Genomic DNA, 23,003 nt, shown 5'->3' with positions numbered 1-23,003 from the left:
AAATTTCTTATAGAGTAGTGGAAGACCTCGAACTTCTTTGTTATGATGAAAGAGAATCATCCAATTATAATACTTGAATAACTACTAGGGGTGCCCTGAATGGCGGGCTGAGAGGAAAGCGCGTAAAGCTTTCCGACTCTTATGGACCTGATCTGGTTAGTACCAGCGGAGGGAAGTAGTCGGAAGATACGTCTATTTTCTTTTAACCTACCAAGCCAGGTCCTGCGAGGATCTGGCTTTTTTTCTTTTATCATTAGCCTGAATCGGTCTCCCGCTTGTGTAACCTCTGGTAGAGAAAGGAGGAAGAAGGTGAACCGGACACATCTGCTTACGACTATGGCGGTGTTTGTCGCTATTGGTACTATGGGAGCGCAGTTGCTCTGGTTTCCAGCCGGGGTGGCAAAAGCTTACCCTGTACAGCATGCGGTCAATGTGATGGCGGCTGTAACACTTGGTCCAATCCCTGCGGTAATCATCGCTTTAATGATCGGACTTCTACGTAACCTGCTTGGACTGGGAACATTGCTGGCCTTTCCGGGAGGCATGGTCGGTGCTTTCTTAGCCGGCTATCTGTATAAAAATTTGGGCAAAAAAGTCTGGGCTGCCATCGGAGAAGTTATTGGAACCGGGGTGATTGGCGCTTTGTTTGCGGTGCCATTTGCGAATGTTCTGATGGGAAGTACGGTCGGTGCGTTGTTTTTCCTGCCATCTTTCCTGGTCAGCAGTATCAGCGGCGCTGTGATCGGGTGGCTCGTTGTTGTAAGAATAAAACAAGAGCAATTATTGCCAAATACAAGAAGAGTTTCATAGCTTTTATCTTTTTAAAGGAAAACTGCTAGGGGCGCGTTTTAGCTGAGATAAGGAGTCATTCCTTTGTCCCTTGGAACCTGATCTGGATAATGCCAGCGCAGGGAAGTAGTAGAGGACCTGCTTTATCAACCTCTATTTATCTACTTTTATCCCCCTAGTAGCTTCCTGACTATTAAAGGAGGCTTATCATGACTTTTTCAGAGGACTTACGAAAAGAAAACGATGTTATTTTTCAAAGGATATTCAGCCATCCATTTGTTGATGGAATAGGAAAAGGAGACGTGCCCAAAGAGTCCCTGGTGCACTATATTAAAGCGGACTTTGAATATTTGAATGCGTTCATGCATATTTATGGAATCGCCGTCTCCAAGTCAGGCAATAGAAATGATATTGCCCTTTTCAATGATCAGATCGGCTTTGTATTGAACAGTGAAACGCATCCCCACCATAACTTCTGTGATCAGGCTGGCGTCGTATATGAAGACATGCAGGGATTTCCGCTGCCGCCGACGGCAGACCACTATATCAAGCATATGATGTACCACGCCCAGACAGGAGACTTAGCCGAAATCCTTTGTGCATTGCTGCCTTGTCCGTGGACCTATTTGGAAATCGGACAGGTGCTGATGGAAAAATATGAGCCGAATAGTAACCATCCATTTTATCCCTGGATTACATTCTATGCGGAAGCAGAGCTGAGAGGACTGACAGGGAAACTTCGTCACCGCCTGGATGAACTCGCCGAAACAGCATCCGAACAGCAACGCAATCGTATGAAGAATGCTTTCCGGAAGAGCTGCCAGCTGGAACTCGCTTTTTGGGAAATGGCTTACAGTTGTGAAGATTGGCCTGTGAAAGAAGCGGTGAGTTTGCCATGACTTCACTACCATGTGCGCTCACGATCGCTGGTAGTGACTCGAGCGGGGGAGCAGGAATCCAGGCAGATCTGAAGACATTTCAAGAATTGAAAAGCTATGGCATGTCTGTCATCACTTCTGTCACCGCTCAAAATACGACAGGGGTGCAAGGAGTTCATCATTTGCCTCCTGAGATGATAAAACAACAGCTGGAAGCGATACAAGCAGATATGCCCCTCCATGCGCTCAAAACTGGAATGATTGCAGATGTCGGAATGATGAAAGTTGTCGCAGAAGCAATCTCTCACTTCCAGGCTCCTTATGTTATGGATCCTGTAATGGTGGCAACAAGCGGTGACGTATTGATGGAAGCCGAAGCGCGTTTTTATTTGCGTGAATATTTGATTCCACTCTCCACTCTTGTGACGCCTAATATTGCTGAAGCAGAAATGATTACAGAAGGGAAAATTAAATCGGCATCCGATATGGAAGCTTCTGCCGAACATATCGTGCATGGATTTGGTGCCGGCGCGGCACTTATAAAAGGCGGACATCGGATAGGGGAGGCGCTGGATGTCCTGTATGATGGAAAAAAGGTGTATCGGTTCACCTCCGATCGAATTGCCACTAAAAACACGCATGGTACGGGCTGCACCTATTCAGCAGCTATTACTGCTTATTTGAGTCAAGCATTTCCATTGCAGGAAGCGGTTCAGCGTGCGAAGCGCTATATCACCGCTGCCATCCGTGATGGCTTTTCTATCGGAAAGGGAAATGGACCGACAAATCATTGGGCGATACGCGGGGAGGAAGTGCGCGATGAATGTCATTGATGAGGTGCGTCACCATACCCCGCTTATCCATCATTTGACCAATCAGGTGGTCATGAATTTCACAGCAAATGGACTGTTGGCTTTCGGTGGTGCTCCAGTCATGGCTAAGGCTGAAGAAGAAGCAATGGCTATGGCTTCTCATGCCGATGGTGTGCTGTTAAATATCGGTACCGTGAATGAAGCGGAGGTTCCGGCTATGATTCAAGCTGGTAAAGCCGCCAATGAACAGGGTATTCCGGTTGTACTTGACCCTGTTGGTGTTGCTGCAACCCCATTTCGTACACGTGTTGTCGAACAAATTTTACGAGAAGTAAGCATTACAGCAATCAAAGGGAATGCGGCTGAACTTGCAAATCTTGTCGATATTTCCTGGGAAATGAAAGGTGTCGAATCCCGCGGAGAAGGGGATGTCGAAGAAGTTGCCGAGGGAGTTGCCCGTCAATACAACACCCTGGCGGTAGTTACAGGAGCAACAGATGTCATTAGTAGTGGAAATCTCCTTGTGAAAAATGAAACGGGTCATCCTCTGCTTGCAAAAGTCACAGGTGCCGGTTGTCTACTTGGTTCCATATTGACTGCCTGTTTAACTACAGAAGGTATCGCTGAAATGCAGGCATTGGCGGCCGTAGAGTTTTACGGTTTGGCAGCAGAATATGCTGCTTCAGATCCGGCAGTGACTGGTTCAGGAACGTTTGTACCAAAGTTCATTGATGCACTATCGTTTGATTCCTCCCAGCTGCAAAGGGGGCATCGCGAATGAAGATGGCAAGCAGGCTGCGAAAATACCTGGTTATGGGAAGTGTGAATTGCGACCGTGATCCGGCAGCAGTTTTACTGGAAGCCATTGAGGGAGGGATCACCGCTTTTCAATATCGGGAAAAAGGCAGGGGGGCTTTGCAAGGAAAAGAAAAATTTGAGTTAGGCATGAGGCTGAGAAGCATTTGTAAGGAACATGAAGTGCTGTTTATCGTAAACGATGATATAGATTTAGTTGAATCGCTGGAGGCCGATGGTGTCCATGTGGGCCAGGATGATGTATCGCCAGGCGATTTGCGCAAAATTTTTCCTGAGATAGTGATAGGATTATCCGTATCAAACTGGACGGAAGTGGAGAAAAGTCCTATGGAACACGTGAACTATCTTGGGGCTGGCCCCTTGTTTCCTACTTCTACCAAAGCTGATGCAAAAAGACCCGTTGGTCCTTTGTGGATTAAGGAGCTTAGAGGGGAGTTTCCTTCTATGCCGATTGTAGGGATAGGAGGGATTAACTGCAAGAACGCTCATGCTATTATTTCAGCGGGTGCAGATGGTGTGGCAGTGATCAGCGCCATCACCCAGGCAGAAAACATCCCCAGGTCAGTAAAACAGCTTTAACCGGCTTCCCCGGGATAACCAGAAAATGGTTCTCCCGGGGAAGTTTTTGTGATATGAGCTTGAAATTTCAGGAGTGATAGGCCAATATGATAATAAGTATAAGTTCAACTCGAACAACTTCTAATTGAAAACGTTGCATAGTAAAATAGAATATATTCCAATGGAAACCAGTCTTTAGTGAAATGTAAGCGCGTTCACAAGGTTTTAAGCAGGGAGGAGAAACATGATGGAGCTAAGTCTGTCTCAACGGCAAACAACCAATTTGGCTATGACAACAGAATTACGACAGGCGATATCATTGCTGCAATTCTCTTCAATGGAACTGACAGCGTATATTCAGGAACAAGCACTGGAAAATCCGCTGATTGAAGTAAAGGAAAAAGCACCAGAGGTCGACCATGAACCTGTCTTTCAGCACAGGGCTTATCATTCAGGTGTCAGCCCGCTTGATTTTGCTACCAGGGAAAAAGATATAAGAGAGGATCTATGGGAGCAGGCAAGCCTGCTGGACTTGCCTGACGTAGAAAGACTGTTGATGCAGTACCTGATATGGAATTTGGATGACAATGGCTATCTTCCCATTCCAGAGACGGAGATTGCTGATGAATTTGGGCGGCCGCAAGAGCAGGTGACAGGGGTGATTGAAAAGCTGCAATCCCTTGAGCCTATAGGGGTTGGTACCAGAAATCTATCAGACTATCTTACCTTTCAATTACGAAAACTGCATGAAGACAACGTATTAGCAGTACAAATCGTTAACGATCATCTGGAACTCTTGGCGGATAAAAAATGGCGTATACTGGCTGAAAAATTGAATGCACCTCTGTCAGAAGTACATCAGGCGGTAGAAATCATTCAACAGTTAAGACCTAAGCCTTTTGCGGGGATCGCAAAGTCACCACCCGAGTATATACGCCCTGATATAACAGTAAAGAAGCATCAGGGAGAGTATAAGATTGTCCTCCATGACAGTTACTTACCCTCCATTCACGTAAATACGAATTATCGTACCTTGATTAATAATAACGACCAGACGGCAAAATATGTAAAGGATAATTACCAGAAGGCGTTATGGTTGATCAATAGCATCGAACAGCGTCAGGCAACCATGATGAAAATTGCCGAAGTGCTTGTGGAAAAGCAGGCAGGTTTTTTCGAGGAAGGATTTAAAGCTATCCAGCCCCTTACCCTGAAAGAAGTAGCCGAAGCAATCGGGGTCCATGAGTCCACGGTAAGCAGAGCTAAAGCGAATAAAGTGATCCAGACACCTCAAGGGTGCTTCGAATTAAACATCTTCTTCACTTCTAAACTAACTAGTGAATCGGGTGATGGTACATCTTCCGCTAAAGTGAAAGCGCTTTTAAAAAGTTTGATAGAAGCAGAAGATAAGTGTAAGCCGATTTCCGATCAGAAGATATCCGACCATTTTAAAACAAAAGAAGGAATAATCGTATCGCGGAGGACGGTAGCAAAGTACAGGGAAGAACTTCATATCCCTGCCTCGTCCAAACGTAAACGACTCTCGTAAAAAACTGTCTCCAGGAATCATTTTTCAGATTCCTGGAGACAGTTTTTTAATTTACAGCCTCTACAATGGGTCATTCGCAGCTTGCGGACTTGTGAGCTGACGATAGTTCATTAAGCAATCGGTCCAGTACTTGTGAAGCTTCTATTAATTTTTTATCCAATGGGTCCTGATTATAGAGGGAATACATATATAGTCGCATTTCTTCTATCTTCTTTTCTAACTCTTCTAAATGATTCATCTATAGGCACCCCCGAATTTATCTCTTATACCATACGGTGTAACGTTTTGGTGAAAAGAAATGATAAAGGAAATTCAAGATATTTTATTCTTTCCTTAAGCAAGGGTGACAAAACCTTAAACTTAGAACCAAGAAAATAAAAAAGGATATATTAGGTGTTTTATGGTTATCTATATTCCCCACAAAAAGCCCAGTATGACAGGCATACTGGGCTTGAACTTATCTTACCAGTGGAAGCTTGATATAACTGCTTGCTGGATTGATTGTAATCGTTGTGCCGCCTTCTGGACGAAGGGTGTAGTCGTGATCCGTAGAAATGATTACGACACCAAGCTGGTGACCAGACTCAAATACATAGTCATCCGGCTGCATATCCCACTGGAAAGTATATTCTTTCCCTGGTGAGAGAGACTTCGCTTTCCAATCGGAAGTTATATTTTGCGGATCCATCCAGCCGCGTGTGATGATTTCAGTCCCATCCTTACTATGATCTACTAACAGAGCGGTAAGGTTAGCAGTTGGCCGGTCAAACTCAGCGCGGAGAGAAACCTCCGGTACACCACTAAGGCGCATTTCCTTATCTAAAGGCTCTGTCAAGTAGGCAGCAAGGTTAGCCTTATTACCGTTCAAATCCTCTACCAATGTTTCTGCGGTACGACTAGGATCATCGATGATCCTATCTTCTTTTTTCCTGCTGTTTGCTACCGGTGAGAAGCTGAGGGAACCAATCCTTTCTTCCGCACGGAAGTGAAGCTTCGTCTCTTTAGCCTCTTCGGCAGGCCAGTCAGCCATTGTTTCCCAGGATTGGTCTTCCCGCTGGATATCTACCATCGGCTCGTCCATGATGCCGTTTTTTACATCATATAACCAGTAATCAAACCATTTATTCAAAGTAGTCATCCACGCTTCCTGCCGGACATAATAGGGATCGGTATGTCCTTTTTGATGAAGCCACATTTTTCTCGGAACATTATTTTTTTCTAAAGCTTCCCACCACTGTTGGAATTGTTCTGTTTTTACATTCCAGTCATTCAATCCATGGACAAGCAGGACGCTGGCCTCGATGTTTTTGGCATCCTTTACGTAATTGCGAGCGTACCAATAGTCATTATAGTCACCGGTTTCCCGGTCTTGTCCTTCTGTCAGATTTTCCATCTGCCCGGCACATACTTCCGGGTTTTCCCGAGTCATCACAGCCTTTGCAAGTACATCCGTGTCTTCACCTTGATATCCTCCTGGAGCGATGACTGCACCATTGGAGCGGTAATAGTCATACCAGTCACTAATTGCCCCAATCGGCACAATCGTCTCTAACCCGTCAACCCCAGTAGTAGCAACAGCATTCGGTAAGGTACCATTATAGGACACCCCTGCCATGCCGACTTTCCCGGTCGACCAATCGGCTGTTACCTGTTCCCCGTTTTCATTATAGGCATCTGCACGCCCATTAAGCCAATCGATGACTGCCTTTGTTCCTTCCACCTCCTGAAAATCACCAGTGGTAGGGCAGCCGTTCGACTGACCGGTTCCTATGCTTTCGGCAGCAATGAAAGCATAGCCGCGTGGAACGAAATAATCATCTAAGTAACCAGGCAGCCCTGCCGCGTTTCCCTGCCCCGTAAGAAGCGGCTTACCAGGATGGTTGACCACATTCAGTGGCTGATCAACATTATAAAATTCTAAAGGAAAATTAAGACCTGCATAATAAGGGCTCATTGTATATAGAACAGGCACATCAAGCCCTTGTTCCGTTTCGGCTGGACGAATGATTTTTGCATGGACACGATCAGGTTCACCATCATTGTCACTGTCGACCGTGGTTTCGATATAAACCTCTTCCTGGATAGCGTCATCCATTGAATAAATTGGCTGGGTCATCCCGTTTTCAATAGCAATGTTCGTGTTGTATGTATCGTTGGTGTCACTGACAGGCGCAGCGTCAGCAGTCGTGGGAACTACCAGACTAGCGCAAAGCATTAGCATCAGTCCTGTCTTTTTCACACCATCTTCCTCCTTTATTGTCATATAATTTGAAGTATAAGGGAAAACCGCCGTTAATTTATTGAAAAATCTGAAAACAATCCTTTCGTCATATGAAATTAGGAGAATTAGATTAGGTGGTAATGTCTATGTTCGGGGGAATGTTACATATTTGGAGCTTTGCTTAATCGATTGTTCAGGAGTGGCGAACAAATAAGTCATGTGGGGGAGGTCACTTCTGTTTCCTGTTACATGGTATATAATAGCAGTATAGAGTCTTCACTTCGATTGGAGGTTGAAAAGATATGAAAAGGCACGAAGCGTTATACCCTTTATCCCATCACCATCATCATGCGCTTGTTACTGCGGTAGAGTTGAAAAAGGCGGGCAAGGAGAAAACAGAAAAAAGTTTGCAGGATTATCGCAGGAGTGTGATTGAGTTTTGGAATCAGGACGGGCGTGGGCATTTTCGTGATGAAGAAGAGGTGCTGCTTCCACTTTACTCCCAATATGGGAATGTTGATCAGGAGCCAATCAGGAAGATGCTGGTCCAGCATGCACAAATTAGAGGGATGGTCGAACGGATCCGTGAGCAGCCGCGTTTGACAGCGGAACAGTTTCGCGAGTTAGGAGAACTGCTCGATGAACATGTCCGGTTAGAAGAGCGGACGGTTTTTCCGATGATTGAAGAAGTAGTACCGGAAAAGCTGCTATACCAGGCCAACGGCCGCTTTCATCGTGACTCCGTCAGTGGCAGATAAATATTATTTCCCGGGAAATAATTAAGTGACACGCATCCTGATTTGTGTCTCTTTTGAGTTAGCTATACGCGTTAAGTCAGAACCTTGCTTCATAAGTCAGAACTTAGTACCGTTAGGGAAGAAGGTTGCTTAGTTAGGACAGAGCTGCCCTCTGTTCAGACTGAACATATGCGAGTTAAGACAGAATAACCCCGCATCAGGGAAAGACATCAGAAAGGAAGACCTATGTAACTTTTCCTGATAAAGAAAAACAGCAGAGACATCCATCTCTGCTGTTTCTACTGTCATCCCCCATTCACTTCAAATCCGGAGTCGGCGACTGCCTGAGTGAAATCCTCCCAGGAGGCGGCATTTTCATCAAAAGAAACTGTAGCCAACCCCAGTTGGGAATTAACCGCAACGTTCCGCACGCCCCATACGTCATATAAGATTTCTTCCACTCGTGCCTCATCATCCTTATGGAAGTCAGCAATTGAAAATGTACGTGTAATCAATGGCTATCACCTTTTTCTTCTAACTCTTTACCCATACCATTCAAAAAGCTGACCATGGTGGAAAGTGCGGTAACTACATGAGGGTCACGCAGAGACTTCATCAATCCCCAAAGGTTGGTTTTCTCTGTCTTTTCTGCATGGCTGGAGGCTGATTCAATCCCATGCTGTACACTTTCCAGCATCGTCCTTAATTTTTCAGGTTCCACATGACCGACAAAGCCTAAAGCGTAAAAAGTGTTCTTGATGGTATGGTGGATATTCGGCTGGTTGATTTGTTCGACTGCGATCGTGCCGATTTTTTCACGGGCGCTGAGAAATCCTTTCATAATATCGAGCGCTCCAGTTGCTTCCAATTGCTCGATAATTTCAAGCATGCTTGAAATTGACTGTTTATTATCAGCAATCTGAGTCATTAATGCTGCGATGTCTTTATGCTGTTGTTCTTCAGCAGTCGCTTGCTGGATATCAATTTGCTGTATCGCTTTGGCCATCGAACAACCCCTCCTTTTCAATCAGTTCAGGAATTGGTGTGAAATCTTTTCGACCCCATTTTTCGGAGACCCGTACTCCGACTTGTGGCTGCGGATTACCCAGACGGAAGTTTCCAACGACAATAGGAGATTCTCCTTTTGCTTCTAACAGCTCCATTTTCACTTGCATTTCTTTGTAGTTCGGGGTGTGCGTATCTTTATCATGGTAGCTGCTCGTCAGTTTGTTGACTGCTTCGATTTCCTTCCGTGTATTCATAGGCAGGTATAGCTCGTTCCCTTTCACCTGATCGGTCACCCAGACCCTAAGTTTTACTTTTCCATAAGGGGAAGTTAAACGTACCAGGGCCCCTGTTTCAATGTTCCTTTCCCTGGCGAGCTCCGGAGATACCTCCAGCCAAGGGTTTGGTACCTTATGAGAGATTCCATCCGATTGGTAAGTCATATTTCCTTCGTGGAAATGCTCCAGAATCCTGCCGTTATTCAAATGGAGGTTATATCCCTCGCCAGCTTCATAAGGAGGGGTCCAGTCGACAGGGAAGAGCTTTGCTTTACCATCCGGGAAGGCGAATTCTTTTTCGTATAATAATGGATGATCCTGACCATCCTTATCGACTGGCCAGACGAGGCTGTCCCATCCTTCCAGTCTCTGATAGTCAACACCGGCGAAAGCAGGAGCAAGTGATGCTGCTTCGACCATGATTTCTCCAGGACTCTGATAGTTCCAGTCTGCTCCGAGTTTATTAGCGAGTTCCTGGAAAATTTCCCAGTCCGGTTTACTGTCGCCTAAAGGTTCCATCACTTTATTCAGTTTTTGAATGCGGCGCTCAGTATTCGTGAACGTGCCTTCTTTTTCAAGGCTTGGAGCAGCAGGGAGCACGACATCTGCGTACTGTGCTGTCTTAGAAAAGAAGATGTCCTGCACCACGAAGAAATCAAGTTTCTCAAAAGCTTCATGGACATAATTGATATTGGAGTCAACCAGTCCCATTTCTTCTCCGAACAAATACACACCTTTGACAGACCCTTTATGGATGGCTGCGACGATTTCATGATTGTTCAGTCCGGGTTCTTTTGGCAGCTGGGTTTCCCACGCTTTTTCATAGCGGCTGCGGATGGTGTCATCATCAACCGCTTCATAACCAGGGAAAAAGTTCGGCATCGTACCGAAATCACTGGCACCCTGTACATTATTATGACCACGGAGCGGATAAGCACCAGTGCCGCGCTTGCCGAAGTTTCCAGTCACAAGCAGCAAATTGGCTATCGAAGTGCTTGTATCAGTGCCGCCCATATGCTGGGTGACTCCCATTGCCCAGAGGATGCAGGTAGCAGTGGATTCATGAATCATTTCTGCTACCTTTTTCATAGTATCCTGGGTAAGACCTGTCACACTTTCTGCATATTCCAGTGTGAATTTATCGAGTGATGCCATATATTCTTCAACATTGTTTACCCGTTCGCTCAAAAACTCTTTTGCTTCCCAGCCCTGATCGATCATGTATTTGGCGACAGCTGTAATCCAGACAAGATCGGTGCCCGGCTTAGGATGAAGGTGTAAGTCTGCCCGTTCGGCCAGGCCATTTTTACGTAGATCAGCGACAACTAACTTCTGGTTATGCAGTTTATGGGCACGTTTGATCCTTGTCGCAAGCACGGGGTGTGATTCTTCCGGGTTTGCCCCTACGACGATGATTAATTCCGCAGCTGCAATGTCTTCAATTGTTCCGGAATCTCCGCCGATGCCAACAGTCCGCATCAGTCCGGCTGAGGCTGGAGTCTGGCAATAACGCGAACAGTTATCTATATTGTTGGTTTGGAAAATCTGGCGCGCCATTTTCTGCATCAGGTAATTTTCTTCATTCGTACACTTGGATGAAGCAATGAAACCAAGCGCATCGGAACCGTTCTCCTGTTTGATCCCCTGCAGCTTTTCTGCTACAAGTGAGAGTGCTTCATCCCACGTGGCTTCCACAAACTTATCCCCTTTACGAATCAATGGAGTCTTCAAGCGCTCTTCGCTATTAACGAAATCCCATCCGAATTTACCCTTAACACATGTGGAAATTCCATTCGCAGGTGCTTCCGGATGAGGCTGTACTTTCAAGATCTCCCGTCCCTTTGTCCATACTTCAAAGCTGCATCCGACTCCGCAATACGTACATACTGTCTTAGTTTTATCGATCCGGCTTTCACGCATTGCAGCTTCGACATTGGAAATGGCGAAAATACCGCTGTACCCCGGCTCCACTTCTTTTGTCACGTCAATCATCGGTTCCAGGATGTTTTTCGGCATTTTTGTCAGATAGCCCGCTTCACCGAGCATCGACTTTTCCATCAGAGCATTACAAGGACAAACGCTTACACAGTGGCCACAGGAAACACAGGAAGACTGGTCAATCGGGACATCATTGTCCCAAATGACACGTGGTTCTTTTCTCTCCCAGTCAATCGTCAATACTTCACTCACCTGCAGGTCCTGGCAAGCCTCCACGCATAAGCCGCATAAGATACATTGATCCGGTTCGTAGCGATAGAACGGATGGGTGTTGTCCGCAGTATAAGGCTTAGGCGTAAACGGGTATTTCTGGTGATTCACTTGCAGGTGCTCTGCAGTATTATGTACCACACAGTCCCCGTTATTGTTATCACAAACCGTACAATAGAGCTCATGATTTTCCAGAATCCGTGACATCCCTTCGAGCTGTGCTTCTTTCACCTTATCGGAGTTATCGGTCACTTTCATGCCCTGCTCGACTGTTGTGGAACAAGACCGCTCGAGTTTTCCGTTGACATCGACAAAACAAGTGTCACACGTCTGGATGACTCCCACGCCTAAATCAGGCTGTGAAGCGCAAATTCCCGGCATGTAAATGTCATTGTCACGTGCGGCTTCAAAGATCGACTGTCCTTCAGTCGCTTCAATTTCCTGACCATTAATGCTGATCGTCACTTTTTTCATTACCATCAAAACCACCTATTTGTAAAATTAAGTATATATAAAGTATGAACAAAACCAGGGTATTCTATAAAATGAATATTTTTGACAAGCGGAAAAACGGGAATGATACCAGTACAGGAGGTGTCTGAATGAATTATCGACCGGTAAAACAAGACTTCTTTCACCAGCCAACACTAGAGCTGGCTGAAGCATTATTAGGGAAAATCCTGGTGAAAGAAACCGAGGAAGGAACTGCTTCAGGCAGAATTGTGGAGACAGAAGCCTACATAGGGCCGGGTGACCGTGCAGCCCATAGTTATGGAAACCGTAGGACAAAACGGACGGAGGTCATGTTTGGAGCGCCAGGGTATGTCTATACGTATGTGATGCATACCCATTGCCTTGTTAACGTAGTGAGCGGCGATGTGCTGGAACCGGAAGCGATATTAATCCGTGCTGTAGATCCGCTGGAAGGCGTTGATTTAATGTACAAGCGCCGCGGAGAAAATAAAAAGGAGGTCGAATTGACTAATGGGCCGGGGAAGCTCACGAAAGCACTTGGGATTGTCAAATCAGACTATGGTTTGAAATTCGACCGGCCGCCCTTATATATTTCTGAAGGAGATAAGCCTGATTTTATATCTACCGGTCCTCGGGTCGGCATTGATAATAGCGGAGAAGCACGTCATTATCCCTGGAGGTTTTGGGTGACTGGAAACCGGTTTGTTTCTAAGCCCAGAAAATGACTAATGTTTAATGGGAGGGAGTTTTTCCCCGGCTTCTTTTTTTAGGGTGTAGTGAATCTCCAGTTCACGGTTCAGCGATGCATAGAAGACCTCATTGATATCTTTTACCCCATTAAGGGCGAGCTGGCGTCGGACCCAGGAGGCTTTAACGCCAAAATGTTTCATCACTTCTCGTGAAATATCCCCTTCAATGATAATCGGCAAAGCGATATTCGAGGAGTAAGGGATAATGTTCATATCTTGTCTTGTTACGGCCTGGTACCGGGCATGTTTAAGCACACTAAGCTCCCCATTCGCTTCCACGATGGCCGTCTGGACCTCCGTAGGATCAAAAATACCTTTCTCCCGGAGCATTCGCAGAATATTATCAATTGAATAATTGATTTTTTTCATATTAGCATCTACAAATTTGCCGTTTTGGATAACGATTGTCGGCTGAAATGTAATCAGCTTTCCAAATGAACGGTTGGATATTTTCGCTACCGCTACAAACTTTTGAAGTAACCCTAACGCGATGATTGCAACTGCTGTGGGGATATGGTTGATATTAGGATCAGCTATATCTGCTCCCACAACGGAGCCGAGGGTAAGAATGATCAATAAATCAAAAATCGGCAGTTCTCCGATGGTACGTTTCCCCATGAAAATGACTGTCACAAGCATTAATGGCACGATAGTAGATATTCTTACCACTACGAGTAATGATTCTTTGACGATGTCCAGCATGTTTTTCACTCCTCCAATCCGCTAATAATATCCTTTCCAATAAATAGGGGAGACAGACCTGCTTTATGGTTCGCTGCTGATCATTTTTGCTGTATAATTATAAGAACTTTCAGAACTATCGGAGGAACCAGACATGCGAAGAATGTTTGCTTATGCTTACCGTTATAAAATTTCCATGTACATTGGATTATTTCTTATGCTGGTCGAGCTGGCCGTTGAGTTGGTCCAGCCGCTATTAATGGCCCGGATCATTGACGAAGGAATTTTGCAGGAGGATTTTACTACCGTAGCCATTTGGGGCGGTGTCTTATTGGGAATATCGCTGCTTGCTTTTGCAGCCGGCATCACCAATTCCTACTTTGCAGCGAATGTCAGCCAGGGGGCAGGATATGACATGCGCGATGACATGTTCCGAAAAGTTCAGGAATTCACCAGTAAAAACTTTCAGCGTTTTTCAACACCGACATTGATAACGAGGATGACAAATGATGTGACACAAATCCAGAACTTGATTTTTATGTTCATGCGGATAGCCCTGCGCGCTCCCTTATTCATCATCGGCGGGCTCGTGATGGCATTTACCGTACATAGAGAATTAGCGATGATTTTATTATTATCCGTGCCCCTTATGTTGTTGTTCTTATTTTGGATTCTGACAAAGGGTGTGACGTATTTTCGCCGCGTTCAAGGGAAGCTTGATAACTTAAACTCCATTATCAGGGAAAACCTTGCCGGTATCCGGTTGATCAAAGGTTTCAACCGGGGTAACTATGAAGAAGGCAGGTTCAGGAATGCTAACGAATCTTTGATGAACGATAACAAAAAAGCGTTATGGCTGATGGAATTAGCCATGCCAATGGTCATGCTTGGCATGAACCTGGTCATACTCGTAATCTTATGGTTCGGTGCTATCCAGCTGAATCTCGGAACTGCGCAAGCGGGGGAAGTAGTGGCAATTATCAATTACGCCACCCGAATGATGTTCACCTTTTCTGTGTTCACCTTTTTGATCATGGTATTTTCGCGTGGACAAGCTTCTGCTAACAGGATTAAGGAAATTATAGAGGCTGAAGGAGAACAGACCCACGAACAAAAAGGTGGAATACAAAAAGAAATCCAGGGTGCCGTGGGTTTTGAAGAAGTTTCGTATACTTATCCATCCATTAAGCTGCCTGCAATTGAAAGGATCACTTTTCATGCAAAAGCAGGGGATACAGTCGGAATTTTAGGGGAAACCGGCTCAGGTAAATCAACGCTCCTTCATCTTATTCCGAGACTGCAGGAGGCAACTAGCGGTAAAGTGCTCATCGATGGAATACCGATTGAAGAATATGATGTCAAAGCACTGCGTAAGCAAATCAGTCTTGTTCCCCAGGAGATTCATTTATTCTCAGGAAGCGTGAAGGAAAACATTCAGTGGGGAAAAGATGATGCCACCATGGAAGAAGTGATAACAGCGGCTGAGGATGCTCAAATTCATGACTTTATCACAACCCTTCCGAACGGCTATGAGACGAAACTGGGGCAGAAAGGGGTTACCTTTTCCGGCGGACAAAAACAACGCCTGTCGATCGCGAGAGCGCTCGTGCGGGACCCTAAGATACTCCTGTTAGATGACAGTACCAGTGCCCTCGATGCACATACAGAAGCCAGGCTGTTAGCAAGCCTGCGGATGAAGGCGTGCACGGTAGCAATTGTCGCTCAAAAGATAAGCTCTTTAAAGGCCGCTGACAAAATACTATTGATGCATCAAGGTCACATCCTCGCAACAGGCGACCATGAAACATTACTGAAGAATAATGCCTATTACCAGCAAGTCTACCAGTCCCAGCAGGAAACGGGGGCGATATAATGGCGGATAACAAGGGGCAAAAACAGACAGAGACTCCTCAGCTTCCAAGAGCCCGTCATCATGGAATCGGAACAAGGCCTCCAAAAGTAGATAATATTAAGGCAACTATCAAGAGAGTCTGGAGGTATATGAGAAGTGAGAAGCGGCTGTTCTGGCTGGTACTGGTTATCGTTCTGATCAGTTCGTTATTGTCGTTATTAGGCCCTTACCTGCTCGGGGTCGCGGTCGATAGAGTAATAGAAGACCCGGAGACCAGTACACTGCTGCAAATGCTGGTTCTACTAGGAGCGGTTTATATTTTTCACTCTATAACGTTATGGCTCCAAAACTACTGGATGATCGGCATATCACAAAACACCGTATTTACGATGCGTAATCACCTGTTTTCTCATCTTCAGCGACTGCCGATATTATTCTTCCAGGAACGGCAATTTGGAGAGCTGATGAGCCGGCTGACGAATGATATGGAAAATGTCAGCAGAACATTGAATACCGCCGTCATCCAATTTACGACCAGCCTGATCACTATTCTTGGGACTATCGGAATGATGCTGTGGCTGAGCCCACTATTGACGGTACTTACGCTCACCATTGTTCCAGTGATGTATTTCGGAATGAAATGGATTACGAAACGGACGGGGCGATTTTTCAAGGATCAACAGAGAGAACTTGGGGATATGAATGGCTACGTGGAAGAAATGTTCTCAGGACAGACGATCATCAAGATGTTTTCCCAGGAACAAAATGTCATCGACACCTTTCAGAAGAAAAACGAAGCCCTTAGGCATGCCAGTTACTGGGCACAGACCTATTCCGGCTTTATTCCAAAGCTGATGAATATGCTGAATAATATCAGTTTTGCCATCATCGTCGGTGGGGGAGGGCTCCTGGCTGTGAATGGTGCTGTTTCCATCGGGGTTATTGTCACGTTCACCACCTATTCCAGGCAGTTCACCAGGCCTTTGAATGACCTGGCCAACCAATTCAATATGATACTATCAGCAGTTGCAGGTGCTGATCGCGTTTTTCAAATAATTGATGAAACCGAAGAGACAAAAGATGAGAAACAAGCAGAACCTATCCAAAGCCTCAACGGAAAAATAGACTTTCGTTCTGTCTATTTTTCCTATGAGGATGAGCAGCCTACCCTGAAAAATATTAATTTCACAGCTTCACCGGGGGAGACAGTAGCCCTTGTCGGTCCGACGGGAGCCGGGAAAACGACTATCATTTCTCTGCTATCGCGATTCTATGAAACGGATGAAGGCGAAATACTGGTAGATGGCCAGAATCTAAAAAGTGTTACCCGGGACAGCCTTCGGAAGCAGATGGGAGTAGTATTACAGGACGCTACTTTATTCCATACTACCATTAGAGAGAATCTTCGTTATGGCAGGCTGGATGCCCGTGATGAAGAAGTGGAAGAAGCCGCCAAAGCAGCCAATGCTCATAGCTTTATCAGCCGCCTTCCGGAAGGCTATGATACAATCCTTGATGCGGATGGAAAAGGGATCAGTCATGGCCAGCGCCAGTTGCTCTCTATTGCCAGGGCAATATTGGCGGACCCGTCTCTATTAATACTTGATGAAGCCACAAGCAGCATCGATACCGTGACAGAAATCAAAATCAATGAAGCATTGGCTAATTTGATGGAAGGCCGGACAAGTTTTGTCATCGCCCATAGGCTTAATACCATCCGTGCAGCCGATTTGATACTGGTACTGCAGGATGGAGAAATTATCGAGCAAGGGAACCACCAGGAATTGCTTAAAAAAGAGGGGTTCTATGCGGATCTAGTAAGAGCACAGCAGAATGATAGTTTAGGTGCTGGGTAAAGCAGGGGCATAGTGCCTCTGCTTTTTTTGTCGTGTATTCGTGAATAGTAAACAGCTGTTTAAGGCGAATAATAGCGGATGTGCACTAGTTTTATCATAAAAACAGTTAAATATTTACAATATTCAGAAAGTAATCTAGTATTTTTGTGTGAGGTAACTACATATTAGTAGAGTAGGGGAGGAACGATTTTGAGAAGAAGAAAAATATTATCTACTGTTATGGCCTTAGCAATGGGATTGAGTACCCTGACTTACGGGATTTTTTCACCAACGCAACAGGCTGAAGCTAAAGCTACTTTCGATCAAGTATCAAAAAGTTATCAAGGATCACCGACCGACCTTGGAATAGCGAACGATGAGCGGCTGATAGAGATGCTGAAGAAAGAAGGTAAGATAGCAAAGGGTGCCAGCCCTGCTGAGGCAGAAAAAGAACTGCAAGCTTTCTTGAAAAAGAAAGCAGAAAATGCCGGTAAAACGAAAGATAAACTGCCTGAAGCGATGGAAAAAGGCTTTAAAAGTAAAGATAAAGAGGCCAACACGGACAGCTTAAAAAATGGCAAAGGAAATAAGCTGGGACAAGCTAAGAAAGGGAATGTGGATAGCGTAGAGGAAGAAAGCTATGACGGAGAAGTCCGTAAAGATAAAGTACTGGTACTAGCTATCGATTTCCCCGATTACGAAAAAAGTTCGATTACTGAAGAGGAAACAGATATGTGGTATGAGGATTATACTCATGAACATTTCCAGAACATGATTTTTGGAAAAGATGGTTATGAAGGACCAAACGGCGAAAACCTTGTATCTATGAAACAGTACTATGAACAGCAGTCCGGTGGAAGTTATACTGTTGATGGTACGGTAGCCGGCTGGTATACCGCTGAACACCCGGCGGCTTACTACGGAGGAAACGTTCCTGTACCAGATGGAAATGACGCAAAACCAAGGGAATTAGTTTACGAAGCACTTGCTAAAGCGGGGGCAGATCCAAACGTTGATTTATCCGAATACGACGTATGGGACCGTGATGATTATGATGGAGACGGTGTGTATAATGAGCCGGATGGTATTATCGACCATTTGATGGTCATCCATGCTGGTGTTGGAGAAGAAGCAGGTGGTGGAAACTTAGGAGGAGATGCAATCTGGTCGCACCGTTGGAACCTTGGCGGGCTGATTGCAGTACCAGGGGGCACGTCTGATAGTGATCGTTTCGGAGGCTTGCTGGGTGCTTATGATTATACAATCGAACCGGAAGATGGAGCGGCAGGCGTCTTCATTCATGAATACGGTCATGACTTAGGGCTGCCAGACGAATATGATACGCAGTATACTGGTGCTGGTGAGGCGGTCGCTTACTGGTCTGTCATGGCAAGCGGCAGCTGGGCTGGAGATATCGGGGGAACAGAGCCACCAGGTTTCAGCGCTTATGCAAAGGAAATGCTGCAGGAAAACCATGGCGGCAACTGGTTAAGCGGAAACACCCTCCATGCAGATAATATTTCCAGCAAAGGGACAGAAGTTTTACTGGATGAAGGTGTTACCAAAGGGATAAATAATGATGCCGTCAGAGTTAATCTTCCTGATAAATTGTATGTAATGAATGAGCCGGCTGAAGGAGAATTCGAATATTATAGCAATAAAGGCAATGAAATCGATCATAAAATGTTTACAACAATTGATTTGTCCGGAGCAAGTACTGCTACGCTTGACTTTGATCTCTGGTATGATATTGAAAAAGACTGGGATTTTGGTATGGTACAGATTTCTACGGATGGAGGAGAAACTTGGGAATCTTTAGGATCTGACCGCACTGTAAATGAAATACATCCTCAAGGGTACCCTGCTATTAAAGAAAACTTGCCAGGATATACAGGCAACAGTAATGGCTGGGTTCATGAGTCGATTGACCTTAGCGCATATACAGGGCAGGAAATCAAATTGCAGTTCCGTTATATGACGGATTGGGCAACGAACCTAACCGGATTTTACGTTGATAATGTAAAAGTAACAACTGGAGCGGAAGAAGTCCTGTTTGATGGGGCCGAATCAGAATCGAGCAGTTTTGAACTAGAAGGTTTCAGTAGAAGTGATGGCACATACACTACAAATCATTATTATCTCCTTGAATGGAGATCCCATAACGGAGTAGATGAAGGACTTTCTCATATCCGACGAGGTGCCAGTTTAATGTCTTACGATCCAGGCCTGGTTGTCTGGTATGTGGATGAAAGCTATGATAACAACTGGACAGGCGTACATCCAGGGGAGGGCTTCCTCGGTGTAGTGGACGCAGACCAGCATACGAACTATTGGAGCGATAAGGCAGTAGGATCCACACGTTATCAATTACACGACGCTGCATTCTCACTGGATAAGTCTGAAAAAATGCTACTCGACTATACAGATTTGCTAGGGGTTACCATGAAAGATAACTTCACCAAACGCACACCTTTATTTGATGACAGTGCAGATTTTAGCAACCCTGGATTAGTAGATGCAGGACGTAATGTCCCTGAATACGGTTTGAAGTTCCGTGTTACTGGTCAAAGTGATGATGGTACTGTAGGAAAGGTACTTATTTTCAAATAGACTATATCAACACCAATCTTAATATTTTTAAGGTTGGTGTTTTAATTTTGCTCTTTATGATTTAATTTGAGTAGTAGAAGGGGAGTTTGAGCAGTTTACTGGAGTTATCACCTCTCTCTATTTTAAAACCACCCCACATGCCCTTTAAATGCTCTACAGGGCTATACTAAGGTAAACCCAATATTTGAGGAAAGGAATTAATGACTATGGTTCGTTTTGGTATTATCGGTACGAATTTTATTACAGAACGATTATTAGAAGATGTAAAAGATTATGAGGACTTTCAGCTAACAGCAGTGTATTCCCGTACGAAAGAAAGAGCTGAGGAGTTTGCTGAAAGATTCGGTGCTGAAGAGGTATATGTTAGCGTGGAAGAAATGGCAAAAAGTAATAAGGTCGATGCAGTCTACATAGCCAGTCCCAATTCCTTTCATGCTCAGCAGGCAATCACAGTAATGGAGCAGGGAAAACATGTGTTATGTGAGAAACCGATGGCATCAAATGCTAAAGAAGTAGAAGCTATGGTTGAAGCAGCTAAGAAAAATGAAGTGCTATTGATGGAAGCCATGAAGAATACTTTTCTGCCAAATTTTCAAAGCATACAAACCAACATCCATAAAATAGGGAAGGTCAGGCGTTATGTAGGAAGCTTCTGTAAGTATTCCTCTCGTTATGATGCTTATAAAGAGGGAGAGGTCCTTAATGCCTTCAATCCGACGTTTTCGAATGGTTCGTTGATGGATTTAGGGGTGTATTGTATTTACCCGATGCTGCTTCTATTCGGAGCTCCTAAAAGCATACAGGCTCATGCAGTGAAGCTGGAGACAGGTGTGGATGGAGAAGGAAGCATCATTTTCAGTTATGATGATATGGAAGCGGTGGTGATGCACTCCAAGATCTCTACCTCTTTTTGTCCATCTGAAATACAGGGGGAGTATGGCAGTATATTGATTGATAACATTTCCGACCCTGAGCATGTAGAGATAAGGTTTAAGGATGGTAGTGAACAAAATATCACTCAATCTTCTGCTTCTCCCTCTATGTACTATGAGGCAGCTGAGTTCATTAAACTTATTACAGAAGGAAAGAAGGAGTCTGCTATTAATTCGCACCATCACTCTCTTACTACTATTAAAATAGTTGAGGAAGCCAGGAAACAGGCTGGAATTGTCTATCCTGCGGATCAATAACCCCATTTGTTAACTTATGGATATTTCCTCCCTCATTTTAGCCGTTATCTTATTATAGATAATGGTTTTTTCTTTGTTTATAATATCTACCTTTTCTATCTCCCTCCTTTTTTAATAGTAATTCATTATTTTACCCTCTAACTTTCTATTCAATTCCATAAAAATTAAACTCAATCCTCTTCGGATATACCATAATCTCTCATTATTCGAGACTATTCGCATTTGTAAAATAATAGAAAAGTGATAGATATTAACTTATGTACACAAAAATGTTTACAAGTATTCTTAAATGTACACATGTATACAAAAAGAAAACACTGTGTGTGCAAAACTGTATACAAGTATACAAACAAGTACACATACTGGTATAAAGCCATGTGTACAAATTGTCTTGCAAGTACACGGAAATGTATACTTGTTTGCTTGATTGTATGCAACTATTTTCTTATTGACGATACTATCAAACTGCTATAAGTTTAAAATAGTAATTGGATATATAGGTAGTTTATGGAACAGGCTTTAATGAGTAATCTCAAAATAGAAAGGAAAGTTGTAAAAATGACAAATTCAAGAATTGCAGCTGTTGATGTTGGTAATGATGCTGTGAAAGCACTATTTGGAAAATTGGATTCCGATCTATACATACCGAATGTGATAGCCCGTGAGGTAGAAGATCGCCCGGTAATCGGGATTGAGGATTTAGATGATAAAGATCCGATCGATAACATTCACATTCGTGTCCACTCCCCTGCCCTGCATGAAAATAATGCAATCTACCGTGTGGGTAACCTGGCAACGAAAAGCTCCAATTCTACAGAACTGGATCCAGGAAGTAGTAAAGCAGAAGAAGATCAGACATTAGTCATGTTGTTTGCAGCTCTTGCACTGGATGCTGTAAATGAAAAAACACCTGAAAAAGGCTTCAAAACGAATAATGGCGTCATCGATGCAAATTACACATTGGGTACCGGCCTGCCATTAAGAGAAGTAAAAGAAGGTAAAGATGTTGGCTATCGTTCTCAACTGCTAGGTTCAGTGCACCAGGTAGAGTTCCTGGTAACGCCAAAATATCAAGGTAAAAAAGTGAATATTAAATTTGATGAAGTAAAAGTTTATCCGGAAGGTTTTGCGGCATATATCAACCTGGTAATGGATAACCATTTGAATATCATCAATAAAGACTTGATCGATAAGCAGATTCTGATTCAGGATATCGGCGGACTTTCTACAGATATTGCCGTAATCCGTAACCGTAATGTAGATGATGATAAGGCGCAAGGGTTCAATCTTGGGGTATCTGAATCTCTTGAACAAATCCGTGAGGAAATCAGAAGCAAGCACGGGGTAGAATTAGACAGCCGCAGAGATGTCGTCGATATCATTACTCGTAAAAATGACCGTAACCACATCATGGTTAAAGGTAGCAGAACAAGCGTACATGATATTACGGATAGGATTTTGCTGGAACTTGCGAAAAAAGAATACCGCTTCCTTCGTAATGTATGGCAAAAGAACTCCCAGTCAGAAATCTGTTACTTTGTCGGAGGCGGTGCCTCTGTCCTGAAAGATTACTTGAAAACATTGAATAACAACCTGGATGGTTTCAACATTGAATTTTTCGAGGATGAAAAAGAAAGTATCTGGATGATGTCGAATGCTTATTACAAGCTGATCTCTGACTTTATCCGCAAGAACGACAGCCGCAAAGTGGAAGATAAAAAAGGTGAAAAACAAAAAGCTTCTTCATCAAAATAGGGTGAT

General features: G+C 44.4%; 19 protein-coding genes and 2 riboswitches. Of the genes, 13 read left to right on the top strand and 6 right to left on the bottom strand.

What is annotated here, in order from left to right; genetic code table 11:
• Positions 1 to 76: 76 nt before the first annotated feature.
• A riboswitch (TPP riboswitch) is annotated at positions 77 to 191 on the top strand.
• 118 nt (positions 192 to 309) lie between these two features.
• From thiW to rpoN, 6 genes are all read left to right on the top strand, one after another.
• Positions 310 to 810: an energy coupling factor transporter S component ThiW gene (thiW, locus tag P855_RS0115035; protein ID WP_028784344.1), complete on the top strand. Its 501-nt coding sequence runs from the start codon at positions 310 to 312 to the stop codon at positions 808 to 810.
• Positions 811 to 827: 17 nt separating this feature from the next.
• A riboswitch (TPP riboswitch) is annotated at positions 828 to 931 on the top strand.
• Positions 932 to 998: 67 nt separating this feature from the next.
• Positions 999 to 1,688, top strand: a complete 690-nt coding sequence (tenA, locus tag P855_RS0115030) for a thiaminase II (protein WP_028784343.1) — start codon at positions 999 to 1,001, stop codon at positions 1,686 to 1,688.
• A complete protein-coding gene (gene thiD / locus P855_RS0115025) occupies positions 1,685 to 2,500 on the top strand; it encodes a bifunctional hydroxymethylpyrimidine kinase/phosphomethylpyrimidine kinase (protein WP_028784342.1) in 816 nt (271 codons plus the stop codon). The genes tenA and thiD overlap by 4 nt, the downstream gene beginning before the upstream one ends.
• Positions 2,487 to 3,260 (top strand): hydroxyethylthiazole kinase, encoded by a 774-nt coding sequence (gene thiM / locus P855_RS0115020; RefSeq protein ID WP_028784341.1) that lies wholly within the window; start codon positions 2,487 to 2,489, stop codon positions 3,258 to 3,260. The genes thiD and thiM overlap by 14 nt, the downstream gene beginning before the upstream one ends.
• Positions 3,257 to 3,874, top strand: a complete 618-nt coding sequence (gene thiE, locus P855_RS0115015; RefSeq protein ID WP_028784340.1) for a thiamine phosphate synthase — start codon at positions 3,257 to 3,259, stop codon at positions 3,872 to 3,874. Before thiM ends, thiE begins: the two co-directional genes overlap by 4 nt.
• 223 nt (positions 3,875 to 4,097) lie before the next feature.
• Positions 4,098 to 5,402 (top strand): RNA polymerase factor sigma-54, encoded by a 1,305-nt coding sequence (rpoN, locus tag P855_RS0115010; protein WP_051353247.1) that lies wholly within the window; start codon positions 4,098 to 4,100, stop codon positions 5,400 to 5,402.
• 70 nt (positions 5,403 to 5,472) lie between these two features.
• Here rpoN and P855_RS21865 read toward each other — a convergent pair whose 3' ends face one another.
• Positions 5,473 to 5,640 carry a Spo0E family sporulation regulatory protein-aspartic acid phosphatase gene (locus P855_RS21865; RefSeq protein WP_084315714.1) on the bottom strand — a complete coding sequence of 56 codons (168 nt, stop codon included), beginning with the start codon at positions 5,638 to 5,640 and terminating at the stop codon, positions 5,473 to 5,475.
• Positions 5,641 to 5,859: 219 nt separating this feature from the next.
• Complete coding sequence (locus P855_RS0115000; RefSeq protein WP_419177273.1) at positions 5,860 to 7,665, bottom strand: Xaa-Pro dipeptidyl-peptidase; 1,806 nt, start codon at positions 7,663 to 7,665, stop codon at positions 5,860 to 5,862.
• A gap of 260 nt (positions 7,666 to 7,925) precedes the next feature.
• On the opposite strand from P855_RS0115000, the gene P855_RS0114995 reads away from it, so the two are divergent.
• Entirely contained in the window at positions 7,926 to 8,381 is a 456-nt protein-coding gene (locus P855_RS0114995) for a hemerythrin domain-containing protein (RefSeq protein WP_028784337.1), read from the top strand.
• Positions 8,382 to 8,665: 284 nt separating this feature from the next.
• Here P855_RS0114995 and P855_RS0114990 read toward each other — a convergent pair whose 3' ends face one another.
• From P855_RS0114990 to fdhF, 3 genes are read right to left on the bottom strand one after another with little or no spacing between them, the layout of a single operon-like run.
• A complete protein-coding gene (locus P855_RS0114990) occupies positions 8,666 to 8,875 on the bottom strand; it encodes a heavy-metal-associated domain-containing protein (protein ID WP_028784336.1) in 210 nt (69 codons plus the stop codon).
• Positions 8,872 to 9,366, bottom strand: a complete 495-nt coding sequence (locus P855_RS0114985) for a DUF1641 domain-containing protein (protein WP_028784335.1) — start codon at positions 9,364 to 9,366, stop codon at positions 8,872 to 8,874. Before P855_RS0114985 ends, P855_RS0114990 begins: the two co-directional genes overlap by 4 nt.
• Positions 9,341 to 12,325 (bottom strand): formate dehydrogenase subunit alpha, encoded by a 2,985-nt coding sequence (gene fdhF / locus P855_RS0114980; RefSeq protein ID WP_037986314.1) that lies wholly within the window; start codon positions 12,323 to 12,325, stop codon positions 9,341 to 9,343. The genes P855_RS0114985 and fdhF overlap by 26 nt, the downstream gene beginning before the upstream one ends.
• A 128-nt stretch (positions 12,326 to 12,453) precedes the next feature.
• Here fdhF and P855_RS0114975 point away from each other — a divergent pair, with 128 nt between their 5' ends.
• Positions 12,454 to 13,050, top strand: a complete 597-nt coding sequence (locus P855_RS0114975) for a DNA-3-methyladenine glycosylase (protein WP_028784333.1) — start codon at positions 12,454 to 12,456, stop codon at positions 13,048 to 13,050.
• Here the strand turns inward: P855_RS0114975 and P855_RS0114970 are convergent, their stop codons facing one another.
• The gene (locus P855_RS0114970; protein ID WP_028784332.1) at positions 13,051 to 13,776 is read right to left on the bottom strand and encodes a DUF421 domain-containing protein; all 726 of its coding nucleotides are present in this window, start codon (positions 13,774 to 13,776) and stop codon (positions 13,051 to 13,053) included.
• Positions 13,777 to 13,909: 133 nt separating this feature from the next.
• Here P855_RS0114970 and P855_RS0114965 point away from each other — a divergent pair, with 133 nt between their 5' ends.
• From P855_RS0114965 to P855_RS0114945, 5 genes are all read left to right on the top strand, one after another.
• Positions 13,910 to 15,628, top strand: coding sequence for an ABC transporter ATP-binding protein (locus P855_RS0114965; RefSeq protein ID WP_028784331.1), 1,719 nt, complete (start codon positions 13,910 to 13,912; stop codon positions 15,626 to 15,628).
• Positions 15,628 to 17,463: an ABC transporter ATP-binding protein gene (locus P855_RS0114960; RefSeq protein WP_037986097.1), complete on the top strand. Its 1,836-nt coding sequence runs from the start codon at positions 15,628 to 15,630 to the stop codon at positions 17,461 to 17,463. Before P855_RS0114965 ends, P855_RS0114960 begins: the two co-directional genes overlap by 1 nt.
• A 189-nt stretch (positions 17,464 to 17,652) precedes the next feature.
• Positions 17,653 to 20,052: an immune inhibitor A domain-containing protein gene (locus P855_RS0114955; protein ID WP_028784329.1), complete on the top strand. Its 2,400-nt coding sequence runs from the start codon at positions 17,653 to 17,655 to the stop codon at positions 20,050 to 20,052.
• Between the two features lie 206 nt (positions 20,053 to 20,258).
• On the top strand, positions 20,259 to 21,242 hold the full coding sequence (locus P855_RS0114950) for a Gfo/Idh/MocA family protein (protein WP_028784328.1): 984 nt from the start codon (positions 20,259 to 20,261) through the stop codon (positions 21,240 to 21,242).
• Positions 21,243 to 21,800: 558 nt separating this feature from the next.
• Positions 21,801 to 22,997 carry a ParM/StbA family protein gene (locus tag P855_RS0114945; RefSeq protein ID WP_028784327.1) on the top strand — a complete coding sequence of 399 codons (1,197 nt, stop codon included), beginning with the start codon at positions 21,801 to 21,803 and terminating at the stop codon, positions 22,995 to 22,997.
• Positions 22,998 to 23,003: the final 6 nt, after the last annotated feature.

This window comes from Thalassobacillus devorans MSP14, assembly GCF_000496835.1.
GTDB classification, from domain to species: Bacteria; Bacillota; Bacilli; order Bacillales; family Halobacillaceae; genus Thalassobacillus; species Thalassobacillus devorans_B.
This window is presented reverse-complemented; position numbering and strand designations above follow the sequence as displayed.

Coding starts and splice junctions, on each gene's coding strand:
- tenA (WP_028784343.1), top strand. CDS start 999: ATGACTTTTTCAGAGGACTTACGAAAAGAAAACGATGTTATTTTTCAA.
- thiD (WP_028784342.1), top strand. CDS start 1,685: ATGACTTCACTACCATGTGCGCTCACGATCGCTGGTAGTGACTCGAGC.
- thiM (WP_028784341.1), top strand. CDS start 2,487: ATGAATGTCATTGATGAGGTGCGTCACCATACCCCGCTTATCCATCAT.
- thiE (WP_028784340.1), top strand. CDS start 3,257: ATGAAGATGGCAAGCAGGCTGCGAAAATACCTGGTTATGGGAAGTGTG.
- rpoN (WP_051353247.1), top strand. CDS start 4,098: ATGATGGAGCTAAGTCTGTCTCAACGGCAAACAACCAATTTGGCTATG.
- P855_RS21865 (WP_084315714.1), bottom strand. CDS start 5,640: ATGAATCATTTAGAAGAGTTAGAAAAGAAGATAGAAGAAATGCGACTA.
- P855_RS0115000 (WP_419177273.1), bottom strand. CDS start 7,665: ATGACAATAAAGGAGGAAGATGGTGTGAAAAAGACAGGACTGATGCTA.
- P855_RS0114995 (WP_028784337.1), top strand. CDS start 7,926: ATGAAAAGGCACGAAGCGTTATACCCTTTATCCCATCACCATCATCAT.
- P855_RS0114985 (WP_028784335.1), bottom strand. CDS start 9,366: ATGGCCAAAGCGATACAGCAAATTGATATCCAGCAAGCGACTGCTGAA.
- fdhF (WP_037986314.1), bottom strand. CDS start 12,325: ATGAAAAAAGTGACGATCAGCATTAATGGTCAGGAAATTGAAGCGACT.
- P855_RS0114975 (WP_028784333.1), top strand. CDS start 12,454: ATGAATTATCGACCGGTAAAACAAGACTTCTTTCACCAGCCAACACTA.
- P855_RS0114970 (WP_028784332.1), bottom strand. CDS start 13,776: ATGCTGGACATCGTCAAAGAATCATTACTCGTAGTGGTAAGAATATCT.
- P855_RS0114965 (WP_028784331.1), top strand. CDS start 13,910: ATGCGAAGAATGTTTGCTTATGCTTACCGTTATAAAATTTCCATGTAC.
- P855_RS0114960 (WP_037986097.1), top strand. CDS start 15,628: ATGGCGGATAACAAGGGGCAAAAACAGACAGAGACTCCTCAGCTTCCA.
- P855_RS0114950 (WP_028784328.1), top strand. CDS start 20,259: ATGGTTCGTTTTGGTATTATCGGTACGAATTTTATTACAGAACGATTA.
- P855_RS0114945 (WP_028784327.1), top strand. CDS start 21,801: ATGACAAATTCAAGAATTGCAGCTGTTGATGTTGGTAATGATGCTGTG.